At 60.5% G+C, this 15,708-nt stretch carries 15 protein-coding genes; 6 read left to right on the top strand and 9 right to left on the bottom strand.

From position 1 onward, the window contains the following. Window positions 1-14: 14 nt before the first annotated feature. From ATU_RS06400 to topA, 4 genes are all read right to left on the bottom strand, one after another. A complete protein-coding gene (locus tag ATU_RS06400; protein ID WP_035256788.1) occupies window positions 15-641 on the bottom strand; it encodes an NUDIX hydrolase in 627 nt (208 codons plus the stop codon). A gap of 62 nt (window positions 642-703) precedes the next feature. Beyond that, window positions 704-1,147, bottom strand: a complete 444-nt coding sequence (locus ATU_RS06405) for a DUF983 domain-containing protein (protein ID WP_006312672.1) — start codon at window positions 1,145-1,147, stop codon at window positions 704-706. A gap of 42 nt (window positions 1,148-1,189) precedes the next feature. Further along, window positions 1,190-3,544 carry a ribonuclease R gene (gene rnr, locus ATU_RS06410; protein ID WP_010971530.1) on the bottom strand — a complete coding sequence of 785 codons (2,355 nt, stop codon included), beginning with the start codon at window positions 3,542-3,544 and terminating at the stop codon, window positions 1,190-1,192. Further along, window positions 3,541-6,219, bottom strand: coding sequence for a type I DNA topoisomerase (gene topA / locus ATU_RS06415; RefSeq protein ID WP_006312670.1), 2,679 nt, complete (start codon window positions 6,217-6,219; stop codon window positions 3,541-3,543). The genes rnr and topA overlap by 4 nt, the downstream gene beginning before the upstream one ends. Window positions 6,220-6,478: 259 nt before the next feature. Here topA and ATU_RS06420 point away from each other — a divergent pair, with 259 nt between their 5' ends. Next, window positions 6,479-6,712, top strand: a complete 234-nt coding sequence (locus ATU_RS06420) for a hypothetical protein (protein ID WP_006312669.1) — start codon at window positions 6,479-6,481, stop codon at window positions 6,710-6,712. On the opposite strand, the gene dprA is transcribed toward ATU_RS06420, so the two are convergent. The 5 genes from dprA to ATU_RS06445 all read right to left on the bottom strand — a co-directional run bounded on the left by dprA (window position 6,665) and on the right by ATU_RS06445 (window position 11,387). Next, window positions 6,665-7,807 (bottom strand): DNA-processing protein DprA, encoded by a 1,143-nt coding sequence (dprA, locus tag ATU_RS06425; RefSeq protein ID WP_010971531.1) that lies wholly within the window; start codon window positions 7,805-7,807, stop codon window positions 6,665-6,667. The two genes, ATU_RS06420 and dprA, sit on opposite strands and share 48 nt — an antisense overlap. A 21-nt stretch (window positions 7,808-7,828) precedes the next feature. Then, on the bottom strand, window positions 7,829-8,446 hold the full coding sequence (gene plsY / locus ATU_RS06430; RefSeq protein WP_035256563.1) for a glycerol-3-phosphate 1-O-acyltransferase PlsY: 618 nt from the start codon (window positions 8,444-8,446) through the stop codon (window positions 7,829-7,831). A gap of 48 nt (window positions 8,447-8,494) precedes the next feature. Further along, entirely contained in the window at window positions 8,495-9,787 is a 1,293-nt protein-coding gene (locus ATU_RS06435) for a dihydroorotase (protein ID WP_010971533.1), read from the bottom strand. Continuing rightward, window positions 9,784-10,725, bottom strand: coding sequence for an aspartate carbamoyltransferase catalytic subunit (locus ATU_RS06440; protein ID WP_010971534.1), 942 nt, complete (start codon window positions 10,723-10,725; stop codon window positions 9,784-9,786). The genes ATU_RS06435 and ATU_RS06440 overlap by 4 nt, the downstream gene beginning before the upstream one ends. A gap of 230 nt (window positions 10,726-10,955) precedes the next feature. Further along, the gene (locus ATU_RS06445) at window positions 10,956-11,387 is read right to left on the bottom strand and encodes a hypothetical protein (protein WP_006312655.1); all 432 of its coding nucleotides are present in this window, start codon (window positions 11,385-11,387) and stop codon (window positions 10,956-10,958) included. A gap of 357 nt (window positions 11,388-11,744) precedes the next feature. On the opposite strand from ATU_RS06445, the gene ATU_RS06450 reads away from it, so the two are divergent. The 5 genes from ATU_RS06450 (at window position 11,745) to ATU_RS06470 (ending at window position 15,678) form a co-directional block, all read left to right on the top strand. Next, window positions 11,745-13,397 (top strand): acyl-CoA dehydrogenase family protein, encoded by a 1,653-nt coding sequence (locus ATU_RS06450; protein ID WP_006312653.1) that lies wholly within the window; start codon window positions 11,745-11,747, stop codon window positions 13,395-13,397. Between the two features lie 140 nt (window positions 13,398-13,537). After that, entirely contained in the window at window positions 13,538-14,149 is a 612-nt protein-coding gene (locus ATU_RS06455; protein WP_010971535.1) for a GNAT family N-acetyltransferase, read from the top strand. A gap of 63 nt (window positions 14,150-14,212) precedes the next feature. Then, window positions 14,213-14,509: a type II toxin-antitoxin system ParD family antitoxin gene (locus tag ATU_RS06460; RefSeq protein WP_010971536.1), complete on the top strand. Its 297-nt coding sequence runs from the start codon at window positions 14,213-14,215 to the stop codon at window positions 14,507-14,509. After that, complete coding sequence (locus ATU_RS06465) at window positions 14,506-14,880, top strand: type II toxin-antitoxin system RelE/ParE family toxin (RefSeq protein ID WP_006312649.1); 375 nt, start codon at window positions 14,506-14,508, stop codon at window positions 14,878-14,880. Before ATU_RS06460 ends, ATU_RS06465 begins: the two co-directional genes overlap by 4 nt. Before the next feature lie 153 nt (window positions 14,881-15,033). Further along, complete coding sequence (locus tag ATU_RS06470; RefSeq protein WP_010971537.1) at window positions 15,034-15,678, top strand: TetR/AcrR family transcriptional regulator; 645 nt, start codon at window positions 15,034-15,036, stop codon at window positions 15,676-15,678. The last annotated feature ends 30 nt before the right edge of the window (window positions 15,679-15,708 follow it).

A 15,708-nucleotide genomic window follows, 5' to 3' on the forward strand; every position in this document is an offset into this window, starting at 1 on the left:
TGACATGACGGCCTTTATACAAACTCTCGAATGAACCGGCCGTGGCGCGTGACGTAGAGCCGCGCGGGGCTTTCAAAGGGCAGTGAGGGATCACCTATCATGAGTTTTGTGACATCTTCGAGAACCGTGCGTGTGATTTTGGGCATGTTCAGACCGGAAAGGTCTGTCATGTCAAGCCATTGCACGTTGGAGAGTTCATCGGAATCACGGGTTAGCCGGACATCGAGCCCCAACTCGTCGCTATAACAGCAGAAGAACCGCGTGTCGTAGCGCCGCACATTGCCGGGCGGCGTGATGGCGCGTGCAACATATCTGAAACGGGAAAGATCCGGACCTCCGGCGCCCAATCCGAGATCCACGCCCGTTTCCTCGAAAAGCTCACGCGCAGCCGCAAGCGCCAGAGCTCTTGCACCGGCGGCGCTGAGACGGCGCGCCGCGGAAGCGGTGAGGCTGCGGAGGACGGCGGGATGCAGATCGCCGGAAAAGGGCAGCGCATGGTCGCGCGGATCGCGTTTGCCGCCCGGAAACACGTAAGCGCCCGGCATGAAGACATGGGCGTTGCTGCGCTGACCCATCAGCACCCTGAGCTGCGGGCCGGAACGGTCGAACAGGATGAGTGAGGCGGCATCGCGCGGCCGCAGGGGCGCGTTCACCGTCTCGGCATCCCGGGCGCGCTGAGGTTCATGCAAAGTCCGGCCCACGGTCAGTGAGAAGAGCCGTCTATCTGCACTTTTGGTTGTTTTCGGTCGAAGCCGTGCATCCGCAGCGCCCATTGCAGGCCGATGACGCCGCCCTTGATGGGCTGCAACGTCAAAAGTGCAGCCAGAATGGTGATCGGCACCCAGATGGCAAAATGCGCCCACATGGGAATGTTCAGGATCATATCCGTCATCATGAAGCCGCCAACGGCGATATGGCCGATGATGACGATGGAGATATAAGGCGGCAGGTCGTCCGAACGGTGATGATGCATTTCTTCACCGCAGGCCGCGCAGGCATCCACCGGCTTCAGGAATGCCCGGAACAGGCGGCCGCTGCCGCAGGCCGGGCAGCGGTTAGCCATGCCCCGCATGATCGAGCGGCCAAGCGGCCTCTCCGCGCTGCTGTCTCCGAAGGTGACCGTTTCCGAGCCCTGATGTGCACTCATCCTTAAGTCCTTCTCCCGTTCTTGAACCGCTTCGCGGTCTTGTTAGCGTCGTCCTCTCGGCGGCCGCGTCCCGGGCTTCGCGCCAGGACGCGATGTCCGCCGGCCCGCCTTGTGGAACGACCGCGAGCCGACCGGCATCTTACGCCCCGGGCTCAGCATTTCAAAACGCAATGCGCCTGCAAGAGGCACCGCTTCCGCAAGCCGTACCTGAACCGTGTCGCCAAGCTGATAACCGAGACCGGTCTTTTCCCCCGTCAGAGCCTGATGGGCTTCATCATAGAAGAAATAATCGGTTCCGAGTGTAGATATAGGAACAAATCCATCAGCGCCAAACTGCGGCAGCGCGACAAATAGTCCCGCCTTGGTGACACCGCCGACGCGGCCCTCGAATTCCTCGCCCACACGTTCCGACAGATGATGCGCAATCAGCCGATTGACGGTATCGCGCTCGGCCGCCATGGCGCGGCGCTCGAAGGTCGAGATTTCCGCGGCGATATCGTCCAGCGTGGCCTCTTCCTGCGGCGTGATGCCGCCTTCGCCTAGCCCCAGCGAGCCCACCAGTGCGCGATGCACGATCAGATCGGCATAACGGCGGATCGGCGAGGTGAAATGCGCGTATTTCATCAGGTTGAGGCCGAAATGGCCGATATTTTCCGGGCTGTAAATCGCCTGACTCTGGCTGCGCAGCACCATCTCGTTGACCATGATCTGGTGCGGCGTGTCGAGCGCGCGTGCCAGAATGCCGTTGAAGGAATTGGCGCGCATTGCCACACCCTTGGCCATGGAAATGCCGATGGTGCCAAGGAATTCGCGCAGCACCTCCTGCTTGGAGAGCGTCGGGGCGTCGTGCACGCGGTAGACCAGCCGCTGCTTTTTCGTTTCCAGCGTTTCGGCGGCGGCAACATTCGCCTGGATCATCATTTCCTCGATCAGCTTATGCGCATCGAGGCGTTCGGGAATGACGACCTTGTCCACCGTGCCATCGGGCCGCAGCTGGATCTTGCGCTCCGGCATGTCGAGTTCCAGCGGCTGGCGGCGGTCGCGGCCGCGTTTCATCACTTCATAGGCATGCCACAGCGGCTTGAGGATCGGCTCCAGCAGCGTGCCGGTCTTGTCGTCAGGGTTGCCGTCGATCGCCGCCTGCGCCTGCTGGTAGGAGAGCTTGGCGGCACTTTTCATCATGATGCGATGGAAAGTGTGGCTCGCCTTGCGGCCTTCCTTCGAGAACGTCATCCGCACGGCAAGGGCAGGACGGTCGACGCCTTCCTTCAGCGAGCAGAGATCATTGGAGATGCGTTCCGGCAGCATCGGCACGACACGGTCGGGGAAATAGACCGAGTTGCCACGCTTCAGCGCCTCGCGGTCGAGTGGCGCGCCCGGCCGCACATACCAGGAGACATCGGCAATGGCGACGGTGACGATGACACCGTCAGGATTGTCGGGCGAGGGGTCCAGTTCGGCATAGACCGCATCGTCATGGTCCTTGGCGTCGGCCGGATCGATGGTGATGAGCGGCAGGTCGCGCCAGTCCTCGCGGTGCGACATGGTCGCGGCCTTGGCCGCATCCGCTTCCGCCAAGACATTTGGCGGGAAGATATGCGGAATGCCATGCGCATAAATGGCGATCATCGAGATCGCCTTTTCCGAGGCGACCGAACCGACGACGGACAGAACCTTTGCCCGCGTCAGGCCGTAACGGCCGCTATTGCGCGAGGTTTCCACCTCGATCAGATCGCCGTCCTTGGCATCGCCGACGCCATCGGGATCGATGACCATTTCTTCGCCGCGCCGGTCGATCGGCATCAGCCGTCCGCCGCCGCCTTCCGTCTGCTTGAACACGCCGAGCAGCGCGTTCTGGCGACGGTCGATCAGTTTCACGACACGGGCCGTATAGGCCGGGCCAACGGTGTCCTTGGAAGGGAAAATCTTAGCCAGAATGCGGTCACCGAGACCGGCGGCGGGAGCCTTCTTGCCGCGATCCTGCGAAGACTGGCGGATCAGCACGGCCGGTGCCGCGCCCATATCCTCCGGCCATTCCGCCGGGCGGCCGATCAACTCGCCGTCCTTGTCACGGGTGGTGATGTCGAGAACCGTCACGGGCGGCAGGCCGCCCGGCCGCGTCAGCGACTTTCGGCTCTTGTGCACCATGCCATCGACTTCGAGTTCCTTCAGCAGGGCTTTCAGAACGATGCGGTTTTCGCCCTTCAGCCCGAAAGCCTTGGCGATTTCGCGCTTGGAGGCCTGCTGCGGATGGTCCGCGATGAATTTCAGCAGCACTTCGCGGGAAGGCACCTCGCCATGGATGATGCCTTCACCTTCGCTCACCCGCTTGCCGCGCCCGGTGCGTCCGAAACCGTCACTGGCGGAACCCTGTCTCTGACGTGGCGCCTTGCTCACTCTGCTGCCTTCTTGGTTTTGGCCGCTGCCTTCGGCTTGGCGGCCGCCTTGCTCTTGGTTGCCGCCTTGGCCTTGGTGGCTTTCGGCTTTGCCGCTGCCTCACCATCGGCCTTCTTAGCGGTGGTCTTCTTGGCCTTGGCGGGCTTGCCGCCGGTGCCGGTCTTGGCGATGCGCTCGGCGATCAGCACCAGCGACTCGTCCAGAGTCACTGAGGCCGGGTCCTGCCCCTTCGGAATGGTGGCATTGACCTTGCCCCAGTTGACGTAAGCGCCATAACGCCCGTCGCGGACGGTGATGGCACCGCCATCGGGATGGTCGCCCAGTTCTTTCAGCGCCGCCGGCGTGCCGCTGCGGCCCGGTCCCTTGGCTTGCTTTTCGGCAATGACGGTCACGGCGCGGTTGAGGCCGATCGAGAACACGTCTTCGATGCTTTCGAGGTTCGCATAGGAACCGTCATGCAGAAGGAAGGGTCCGTAACGGCCGAGACCGGCAGAGATCATTTTGCCAGTTTCCGGATGCTTGCCGATATCGCGCGGCAGGTTGATGAGCGCCAGCGCCTTTTCGTGGTCGATATCCTCAGGCTTCCAACCCTTGGGCAGCGATGAACGCTTGGCTTCCTTGCCGTCGCCGCGCTGGATATAGGGTCCGAAACGGCCGGAGCGAAGCGTGAGCTCCTCGCCGGTCATCGGATCGGCACCGAGTGCTTTCGGCTCGTTAGAGGCCGCAGCATCCGCTTCCGCACCATCGGAGGTGAGCTGGCGGGTGTAATTGCATTCCGGATAGTTGGAGCAACCGACGAAAGCGCCGTATTTGCCGAGCTTCAGCGAAAGATTGCCGGTGCCGCAAACCTGACAGATGCGCGGATCCGATCCATCCTCGCGCTTGGGGAAGACCAGCGGTGCCAGAACCTCGTTCAACGCGTCGAGCACGTTGGTGACGCGCAGTTCCTTGGTATCTTCGATCTGCGCGAAGAAATCCTTCCAGAAATCGCGCAGCACCTGCTTCCAGTCCAGCTCGCCGGCGGAAATGCGGTCGAGCTTTTCTTCGAGTGCTGCGGTGAAATCGTATTCGACATATTTGGTGAAAAAGCTCTCCAGGAAAGCCGTCACCAGTCGTCCGCGTGAATGCGGGATAAGCTTGCGCTTGTCTATGACGATATATTCGCGGTCGCTCAGCGTCTTCAGCGTCGCGGCATAGGTGGAAGGGCGGCCGATGCCGAGCTCTTCCATCTTCTTGATCAGCGAGGCTTCCGAATAACGCGGCGGCGGTTCGGTGAAATGCTGGCTGGCATTGATCTTCTGCTTGGCGAGATTTTCGCGCGCATTGATCTGCGGCAGACGGCCTTCATCGTCACCATCGTCGCTCTGCTCGCCATCTTCCTTCTGGTCGGTATAGGCGGCAATGAAGCCGTCGAACCGGATGACGGAACCGACGGCGCGCAGGCCGGCCTTTTCACCGTTCTTGTCCGCGAGGATTTCGACCGTTGTTCGCTCGATCTCTGCGGACGCCATCTGGCTGGCAATACCGCGCTTCCAGATCAGGTCGTAAAGGCGCAGCTGGTCGGCATCGAGATAACGCTTCACCTGGTCCGGTGTGCGCGTGAAATCAGTCGGGCGGATCGCTTCGTGCGCTTCCTGGGCGTTCTTGGCCTTGGTGGAGTAGAAACGCGCCTTTTCCGGCACGTAACGCTCACCGAACTGCTCGCCGATGGCGAGGCGGGCGGCATCGATCGCCTCCGGTGCTATCTGTACGCCGTCGGTACGCATATAGGTGATAAGGCCGACGGTTTCTCCGCCGATATCGATGCCTTCATAAAGCTTCTGCGCCACCTGCATCGTCCGCGAGGCACCAAAGCCCATGCGCGAAGACGCAGCCTGCTGAAGCGTCGAGGTGGTGAAGGGCGGGCCGGGATTACGCTTGACGGGCTTCGCCTCGACCGTGTCGACAACATAGGTCGCGCCTTCCAGCAGCGCCTTCAGCCGGTTTGCATCTTCGCCGGTCTTGATCCCGCGGCTTTGCAGCCGCTTGCCGTCGGCCGAAACCAGCTTCGCCTCGAACTCGTCACCGCGCGGTGTCTTCAAAAGCGCGCTGATGTTCCAATATTCTTCGGAGACGAAACGCTCGATCTCGGATTCACGGTCGCAGACAAGACGCAGCGCAACCGACTGCACACGGCCGGCGGAACGCGCGCCCGGCAGCTTGCGCCACAGAACGGGAGAGAGGTTGAAACCGACGAGATAATCGAGTGCACGGCGGGCGAGATAGGCGTCGACCAGCGGCACGTCGATGTCGCGCGGGTTCGCCATGGCGTCCAGAACCGCCTTCTTGGTGATGGCGTTGAAGACCACGCGCTTCACCGGCTTGTCGCCGAGAACGCGCTTCTTCTTCAAAAGATCGAGAACGTGCCAGGAAATGGCCTCACCTTCGCGATCAGGGTCGGTTGCGAGAAAAAGGCCATCAGAGGATTTTACCGCATCGGCAATATCCTTCATGCGTTTGGCAGATGCGCTGTCGACTTCCCAGGACATTTCGAAATCCTGGTCGGGCAGCACCGATCCGTCCTTGGCGGGAAGGTCTCTGACGTGACCAAAGGATGCAAGAACCTTATAGCCTGAACCAAGATACTTGTTGATCGTCTTGGCTTTGGCAGGAGATTCTACGACAACGACATTCATATTGTTCTTCTCTGGAACTGGTCCGTTAACGTGGCCCCGGTCGCGGCGCGGTGCCGCAATTGGCCTTCTTTATAATTCGACATGGACAGGTAATGCCCGCGGGTCAAGAGGCAAGCCCGAATTTATCGCATCCAGGCGATTGCAACCTATGGATAATCTATCGTTGTATTGCAATCTTTGGTAAATTGGTTATGATGGGCAACATCATTTGAACAGACTTAATGCTTCCCGTTTCAGGCTGACTTTCCAGGATAAATATATGGTCCCGAACGCAACAAACAATAATGCCGATAATGAAGGGACCAAAGAGAGCTTGGCTTACATTCGCCAGATGCTGGCGGAGCTGCGCCAGGTCGCCAGCCGCGAGGGCGCCGACATGCTATGTTACCTGATCGAGATGGCCTATGTCGAAGTCGGCGATATCCAGAGCGGGCGACGCAAACTGTCAATCCGCGACGAACAGCGAAACACGCCCCCCGGCATGCCGGTTTAGACGCCCGGCTATATCGAGCTCCAGCAGTACCAGATGAACCGCGGCCGCGGAAAAGCCCGTATGGCGGATGATGTCGTCAATCTCGACGGGCGAGGGGCCGAGTGCGGAAGCGATGACGCTGCGCTCATCATCTCCGGGCGGTGACATTTCTTCGTCGGAGCGCGGTTCCTCGATCTTGCAGTCATAGGGCAATTGCGGCTCCATCAGTGGTCGCAGTGCTTCGAGAATATCGGCAGCGCCCGTGGTCAGCATGGCGCCTTCCTTGATCAGCCGGTTGGTACCTTCGCAGCGTGCATCGAGCGGGGAGCCGGGCACGGCAAAAACCAGACGACCCGCTTCGCCGGCAAGCCGCGCCGTAATCAGCGAACCCGAACGCTCTGCCGCCTCCACGATGACGACGCCGAGCGAAACGCCCGCGATCAACCGGTTGCGGCGCGGGAAATCGCGGGCGCGCGGTTCCCAGCCAAAGGGCATTTCGCTGATCGTCGCGCCGCCCTGATCGTATATGTCCTGCAAAAGCCCGAAATTTTCCTGCGGGTAGGGGCGGTCGAGACCGCCGGCCAGCATCGCCACCGTGCCGGTTGCAAGGCTTGCCCGGTGCGCGGCCGCATCGATGCCGCGCGCCAGTCCTGATGCGATTGAATAACCGGCACGCCCACAGTCGCGTGCCAGCATGGCGGCGAATTTCGCGCCGTTGATGGACGCGTTGCGCGAACCGACGATGCCGACGCAGGCTCTTGTCGCCGCATCCGCCGATCCCTTCATGGCGATCAGCGGCGGCGCGCCATCCATCTGCCGCAGGGCAGGCGGATAATCCGGTTCGCCGATACCGATGAAACGCGCACCGAATTTTTCGGCCGTTTCGATTTCACCTTCCGCCTCCGACGGCGTGGCGATCCGCAAGCGGCGCGAAGAGCCGCCGTGCTTTGAAAGCTCGGGCAGGGCATCCAGCGCCTTTTCGGCGCTGCCGAAATGATTGATGAGTTCGCGGAAGGTAACGGGGCCGATATTGTCGCTGCGAATGAGCCTCAGCCATGCGACCCGCTGCCGCGCGGAAAGCTCTATGCCCTGCCGTGTCGTTTCCTCATGCGGCATGGCATATCCTCAAGATGGGGTTCAGCCCTTTTGACCGATCCTGCTTTCGGTGCCGGCCATAAGACGCCTGATATTTTCGCGATGTTTCCACCAGGAAATCACGCTGAGCAGCGTCACCAGCATCGCCGTCTTTTCAGGTCCGAGCACCCAGAGCGCGACGGGAATGATCAGCATGGCCAGCAGCGCCGACAGCGAGGAGTAGCGGGTGATGAACGCGGTTGCGAGCCAGATCAGCGCGAAGGCCAGCATCATCAGCGGTGCCGCGCCAAGCAGGACGCCGATATAGACGGCGACGCCCTTGCCGCCCTTGAAGCCGAGCCACACCGGAAACAGGTGGCCGAGAAAGGCAAAGAAACCCGCGACCAGCGAGGCCTCGTAACCCCAGAGCGCATTGGCGACCAGAACCGCCGCCGTGCCCTTGAGTGCGTCGAGGAGCAGGGTCGCGGCGGCGAGTTTCTTGTTGCCGGTGCGCAGCACATTGGTGGCGCCGATATTGCCCGAACCGATCTTGCGCACGTCGCCCAGCCCCGCCATGCGGGTGAGGATGAGGCCGAAGGGGATGGAGCCAAGCAGATAGCCGATCAGCGCTGCCAGCGCGAGAAGGGCAGGCGCCGTCTGCCAGTCAGTCAAAGCACTCATTGAAATGTCCCCTCTGTCGCGCCGTCCGCGTGATCTCTTGCCGTGATCTTATGCCAAGGAATGAACGGCTTTGCCAGCCACATAAGTGGCCACAGCACGGCCGCTGAAGCGGGCATCCTCGAACGGCGTATTCTTGGATTTCGACACCAGTTGGTCGCGTGCCACGAGCCATGGCTCATCGAGATCGATCAGCGTGATATCGGCCTTCGCACCGGCTTTAAGCGTTCCAGCGTCGAGACCGAATATCTTCGCCGGGCGGGTGGAAAGCGCATCGATCAGCCGCATCAGCGGAACTTCGCCACTGTGGTAGAGGCGCAGCGCCGCCGCCAGCATGGTTTCCAGCCCCACCGCGCCGCTCGCCGCATCCGAAAACGGCAGGCGCTTGGTATCGACATCCTGCGGGTCATGCGAAGAAACTATGATATCGATCGTGCCGTCCTTCAGCGCCTCCACCATCGCCTTGCGGTCGTCTTCGGCGCGCAGCGGCGGCGAGAGCTTAAAGAAGGTACGGTATTCGCCGATATCGTTTTCGTTGAGCGTCAGATGATTAATGGAAATGCCACAAGTGGCTTTCACACCCCGCTGCCGGGCGATACGGATCGCCTCTGCCGATTCCGGTACGGAAATCTTGGCGGCGTGGTAGATCGCCTGCGTCAGGCCGGCAATGCGCAGGTCACGCTCCAGCGGAATGATCTCGGCTTCCTTCGGAACACCTGACAGCCCGAGCCAGCTTGCAAAAAGCCCCTCGTTCATATCACCACCGCCGATATATTTATCGCGGGTCTCCAGCGCGATCACAGCCCCCAGTTCGCGGGCATAGGTCATGGCGCGGCGCAGCACCAGCGTGTCGGAAAGCGCCTTGCGGCCATTGGTGAAGGCCACCGCACCGGCTTCCTTCAACATGCCGAACTCGGTCATTTCCTCGCCGCGGAGGCCCTTGGTCAGGGCCGCTGCCGGGTGGACATTGACGATTGCCTTGTCGCGGGCCGTCTTCTTCACATATTCGACCAGCGCGATGTCATCGATTACAGGATCGGTGTCCGGCATCACGATGATGCTGGTGACACCGCCGGCCGCTGCCGCGCGCGAGGCGGATTCGATGGTCTCGCGGTGTTCGCCGCCGGGTTCGCCGACAAAGACGCGGGCATCCACCAGACCGGGAACGGCCACGATACCCGTGCAGTCGCGCACCGTCGCACCATCAGGCGCGCCTTGATTGTGCGCATCCTTGCCGGCGGCGAGAATGGTGCCATCGGCTCCGATGACGATACTGCCGGTCTCATCCAGATTGCGGGAGGGGTCGACGATTCGGAGGTTCTTGAGAACGGTAACGGCACTCATACGCGCTCACCCTGGTTTTGCGAGACAAGCAGGGTTTCCATGACGGCCATGCGCACGGCAACCCCCATTTCCACCTGGCTTTCGATGACGCTCTGCGGACCGTCCGCCACTTCGGAGGCGATTTCCACGCCACGGTTCATCGGACCGGGATGCATGACCAGCGCATCTTCCTTCGCCGCTTTCAGCTTTTCGGCGTCGAGACCGTAATAGTGGAAATATTCGCGCACCGAAGGCACGAAGGAGCCGGACATGCGCTCACGCTGCAGGCGCAGCATCATCACCACATCGGCATTCTTCAGCCCTTCCTTCATGTCGTTGAAGACTTCCACGCTCATGTCGCGGATACCGGAGGGAAGAAGCGTGGCGGGGGCGACGACCCGCACGCGCGCACCCATCTGGTTGAGCAGAATGATATTGGAGCGGGCGACGCGCGAATGCAGCACGTCACCGCAGATCGCCACCGTGATACCCGAAAGCTCGCCCTTGGCGCGGCGGATGGTCAGCGCATCCAGCAGCGCCTGTGTCGGGTGCTCATGCTGGCCGTCCCCGGCATTGACCACGGAGCAGGCGACCTTTTGTGCCAGCAGCGCTGCGGCACCTGCCGACGAATGGCGAACCACCAGCACATCCGGGCGCATGGCGTTCAGCGTCATCGCGGTATCGATCAGCGTTTCGCCCTTCTTCACCGAGGAATTGCCGACCGACATATTCATCACGTCTGCGCCGAGGCGCTTTCCGGCCAGCTCGAAGGAGGATTGCGTGCGCGTCGAGGCTTCAAAGAACAGGTTGATCTGCGTCAGGCCTCGCAGCGTCGAGGTCTTTTTCTCGCGCTGACGGCTGATTTTCACCGCCTCGTCGGCTTTATCGAGAAGCAGGGTGATATCCTGATGGGAAAGCCCCTTGATGCCGAGGAGATGGCGATGGGGGAAGAAGACCATGCGGTTTGCCTCCTGACGGGCGCCGCATTTTCCCGTGAAAATGCCCGGAACGCCCGAATGCTGATCCGTGCGCTCCATTCGCTGTGAACACGCCTCAGGAGTGCCGCGGAATTCGGTCCTGCGCTCTATAGAGATTGCAGGGTCGCGGGGCAAGCGCCTGCAACCGCTGAAATGAAAACACGGTGCTGTTTCCTCAATCCGGCAAAGATGGTGTCCATCGTTCTGGACCGTCAGGCAATACCGTGTTCCTTCAGGAGCGCCTGCTCGTCACCCGATACCCAGCCGAAAACCTTCGGTTCGCCATCCAGTGTCTGAACGAAATAATGAACGTCGAAATCGATTGCGACATTCGATTGGCCTTTTCGGGTAAAGTTCGCTGTCCAGGACACATGCGCAATACAATGATGGTCATCGATGGCGGAAATGCGGATATCGCGGATACGTATTCCCTCCGTTCCTATGACCCGATAACGCTCATAAGCCTTCGTCATGGCCTCCTTGAGGTTGTCATCGTTTTTTCCGGTCATGACACCGGCTGGGGAAGCGGTGATGAAGTCGGATGCATAAAGGGATCCGATCTCCTCCGCATTCATGTCACCTTTGAGAGATGTGTTGAAAAATCGTTCATATCGCTCGAAGAGCTTCTTCGCACTCGCCTCCATGGTTTCCTCCTGTGCAGGCTTTCAGCATGTGGCGAACCAAAAAAGCCTGTGGCAGGTTCCACATCAGGTGGTGGATTAAGCGGAATGCGCGCGATGGCACGCAAACAACCGGTCAGACTGGCTGTCGCAGGCCACGATAGGTATGGATATAAGGGGCCGCTTGCGGAAGTGTATCGGGTTTTGTCGCTGCATCTTGCCGGAAACGTGTCTGGCATTCTCGCCGCCGCGGACTTAAATCGGCCTCTCCCGAAAAATACTGAAAGCGGCGGCTTAATCGTCTCAATCGCTTCCTGTGGGCGGAATTATGCAATATCACCCCACTATGCAATGCCAGTATAAAACAGCTAGAAGCAGCGGATGACCCAGAATTCCCGGACAGAAGAAACGCTCGCCGAACTGAACCAGCCTAGCCTCTGGTCCGGTATCAACGCCTATCGTTCCGATCCGTTGATCGTCGATCTCACCTCCGGCCTGTCGCGCAATCTGAGGGACGAGTACGACCAGCTCGGCCGTTACGTTACCTCGCATGAGGCGCAGGAACTGGCGCGGATGGCCAATCAGGGCGTGCCGCAGCTGCATACCCACGGCCCGCGCGGCGAACGTCTCGACCAGGTGGAATTCCATCCCGCCTGGCATGCGCTGATGCGCCGTTCCATGTCATCAGGCCTGCATTCCAGCGTCTGGGAGAATTCCCCCGATACGCGCGGGAGTGAGCATAAGGCCCGCGCCACGAAATTCTACCTCACCTCGCAGCTGGAGGCAGGGCATCTCTGCCCGCTGACCATGACGAGCGCCTCGGTTGCCGCCATCATGACCTCGCCGCGGGTGCAGAAGGAGTGGATGCCGAAGATCCTGTCGCGCAAATATGACAGCGCGCAGAAACCGGCCCTGCAAAAAACCGCCGTCACCGTTGGCATGGGCATGACGGAAAAGCAGGGCGGCACGGATGTACGTGCCAACCGCACCACGGCCGAGCGCGTGGGCGAGGGTATCTATCGCCTCTCCGGCCACAAGTGGTTCCTTTCTGCGCCAATGAGCGACGGTTTCGTGATGCTCGCCCAGATGGGCGACGGCATGGGCTGCTTCCTGGTGCCGCGTTATCTTGAAGACGGTTCGAAGAACGGCCTGCATTTCCAGCGTCTGAAAGACAAACTCGGCAACCGCTCCAATGCGTCGGCCGAAGTCGAGTTCACCGATGCCTTCGGTTATCTGCTCGGCGATCCCGGCAGCGGTATCCGCACCATCCTCGACATGGTGACGTTGACGCGGCTCGATTGTGCGCTGGCGTCTGCTGGCATGATGCGCGCCTCGCTTGCCGAAGCCGTGCATTTTGCCCGCGGCCGCTCAGTGTTCGGAAAAATGCTGGTCAGCCAGCCGATCATGACTCGCGTTCTCGCCGACATGGCGCTGGATGTGGCGGCTGCCACGGCGCTCTCTTTCCGGCTGGCAACGGCCTTCGACGCCGCCCGCAACAATCCGGCAGAAGCCGCGTATGCGCGGGTCATGACGCCCATCGTCAAATACTGGTGCTGCAAGATCGCGCCAGCGCTTATCTATGAGGCCATGGAATGCCTTGGCGGCAACGGTTATGTGGAAGAGCGGCCGATTGCCCGTCACTACCGCGAAGCGCCGGTTAACGCCATCTGGGAAGGCTCCGGCAACGTCATGGCGCTGGATGTGCTGCGGGTTCTTCAGCGCGGCAAGGACCTGTTCGATCTCGTCTTCCAGACGCTGGAGCGCGATCTCGGACCTGCCGGCAAGAAGACCACCGATGTGTTGCGCGCCGCGATCGCCCTTGCAGAACGCGATGAAGGGGCGGCTCGCCTGCTGGTGGAGCAGTTCGCGCTTGCGGCCGCTGCCGCCGAGCTTTGCCGGCTCGGTGCCGGCAAGATCGCCGATGCCTTCCTCGAAACCCGTCTCGCAGGTGGCTGGAGGCACACTTATGGCATGCTCGATTCCCGCTTCGATCCGAATTATATAATCGATTTATTGTATCCGCCCGCATCCTGACGGATAAAGGGTGGAGGGCTATTTTTTGCAGTCCCTGTGGGAGGGGTATCGGATTTGAGAAAATGCATTGGCGTGGGGAGTATTCCTGTCTTTCAGACAGCTGGCGCGTGTCCACGCAAGAAGACGGAGGGCGCCTGCAAATGCTGACCTTCCGCTCCGCTCGCCCAGAAGATGAAGACGCGCTTTACGCCATAAGCCTTGCCACCGGCGATGCCGGGCAGGATGCCACCCCGCTCTACAATGATGGCCGTATGGTGGGGCATATCTATTCCGTGCCCTATCTGCGTCTCTGGCCCGATGCCGTTTTCGTGGCCGAGGATGAGGAGGGTGTCTGCGGTTACATCGCCGGCGCGCTCGATACAGTTTTGCACGAGCAACGGCTGGAGCAGGAGTGGTGGCCGCATCTGCGCGCCCTTTATCCCGATCCCGGCGGCGACCCGCAGACATGGGACGCCGACCAGCGCCGCGCCCATTTCATCCATCATCCGCGCAACACGCCCTCCTGGCTTACCGATCCCTTTCCGGCCCATATCCACATGAACCTCCTGCCGCGCACGCAGGGCAAGGGCGGCGGCACCCGGCTTCTGTCCCGATGGCTCGACATGGCGAGACAGAACAACGTCTACGGCATCCACCTCGGCGCCAGCGAACGCAACCATGCCGGCATGCGCTTTTGGGAAACCCGCGGCTTCAAACACCTCGACAGCCACGAAACGCCTGGCAGCGTCTGGTTTGGCATGGCTTTGGAGTGATATTGGCAGATTATGCCAATCGGTGCTATTGCTAGGCGTAAATGAAGTCTGGTGGAGGCCCCGATGCCAACGCGTAACGTCGTCCTGACACAGCATCACGAAGAGATCATAGACGATCTCGTCAAATCCGGCCGCTATCAAAACGCCAGTGAAGTGCTGCGTGAAGGCTTACGGTTAATTGAGAGGCGAGAGCGTCTTGAGGCAACCAGACTGGAAACCCTGAAGGTCGCGGCGCAACAGGGCTTCTGCGACCTTGACCAGGGACGTTATATCGATGTTTCGGATGATGCCCTTGACGATTTCATTTCCGCTTTCGGGCGCGAGGCTGAAGTGCGCCTGACCAAGTCCGATGACAAATGACGACGTATCGTCTGTCCGATGCCGCACAATCGGACATCATTGAAATTCTTGGATGGACACACGCGACGTTTGGAGCTGCAGCGAGAAAACGCTACGAAAAGTTGCTTGCAACTGCGTTGCGTGATGTTGCTGTTGATCCGCTACGCGCCGGCACGAATATTCGCGCTGAACTTGGTGAAGACGTGCGTAGCTACCACCTGCGTTATAGTCGCGAGCGGGCAAAAAGCGAAACGGGCCTCGTTAAAAATCCGAGGCATCTGTTACTCTATCGTGCACTACGACCCGGTTTGGTGGGTGTCGGCCGCGTTCTTCACGATTCGATGGAAATCGAGCGCCATCTTCCGGACGATTATGGTGATATTACTTTCTGAGAAGGTCTGGAGGCGTCCCTGTTGCGTATTGAAAAAGGTGTGGCGGGCCCGTCATCCACAGGAACCTTCTCACCATCCACCCACCCACATTGTTCTTCCCTTCATGCTTTGTTAACCCCTTCAAAAGGCCTTTCAGAAAACGGGTAGGGAATCATGCTGGCGACCGCAGAGGCGATTTCAGCCGACAGACCGGAAAAGCGCATCAAGGATCGTGCTCAGACCGAGAAGGCGATTTTTAATGCCGCCCGGACGCTGCTTGCCGAAGAGGGGTTCCAGGGGTTTGGCATCAATGCCGTCGCTCGCCGCGCCGGCTGCGACAAGCAACTCATCTATCGATATTTCGGCGGCCTTGATGGTTTGATCGAGGCGATCGGCGAGGATCTCGGCTCCTGGGTCAAGGATCGTATTCCCGAAGACACCGGCGGCATGTTTCTGCTGACCTACGGCGATCTCATGGAAAAGCTGGCGCTTTATTTTATCGATGCGCTGCGCAGCGACCCGCTCGTCTGCAAGATCATTGCCTGGGAAGTCTCGGATGGTTCGCCGCAGGTCCGCCAGCTGGCCGAAGCTCGAGCCAAGTCGCTGGGCAAATGGCTGGAGCGCATGCGCGGCTCGCTTGCGGCTCCCAAGGGCGTAGATACCGCTGCCGTCAACGCCGTATTGTTTGCCGCCATCCAGCATCTCGTCATTTCCGCGGCCACCAGCGGCCAGTTTGCCGGCGTGCCGCTCAAATCCGATAAGGACTGGGATAAAATCACCACCGCCGTCAAAAGGCTGGTGCGCGGCGTTTACGGCTGACTGAAGTTGCCGCGGCGGGGAGGCACCCGA

The sequence above is a fragment of the Agrobacterium fabrum str. C58 genome (genome assembly GCF_000092025.1).
GTDB lineage: Bacteria > Pseudomonadota > Alphaproteobacteria > Rhizobiales > Rhizobiaceae > Agrobacterium > Agrobacterium fabrum.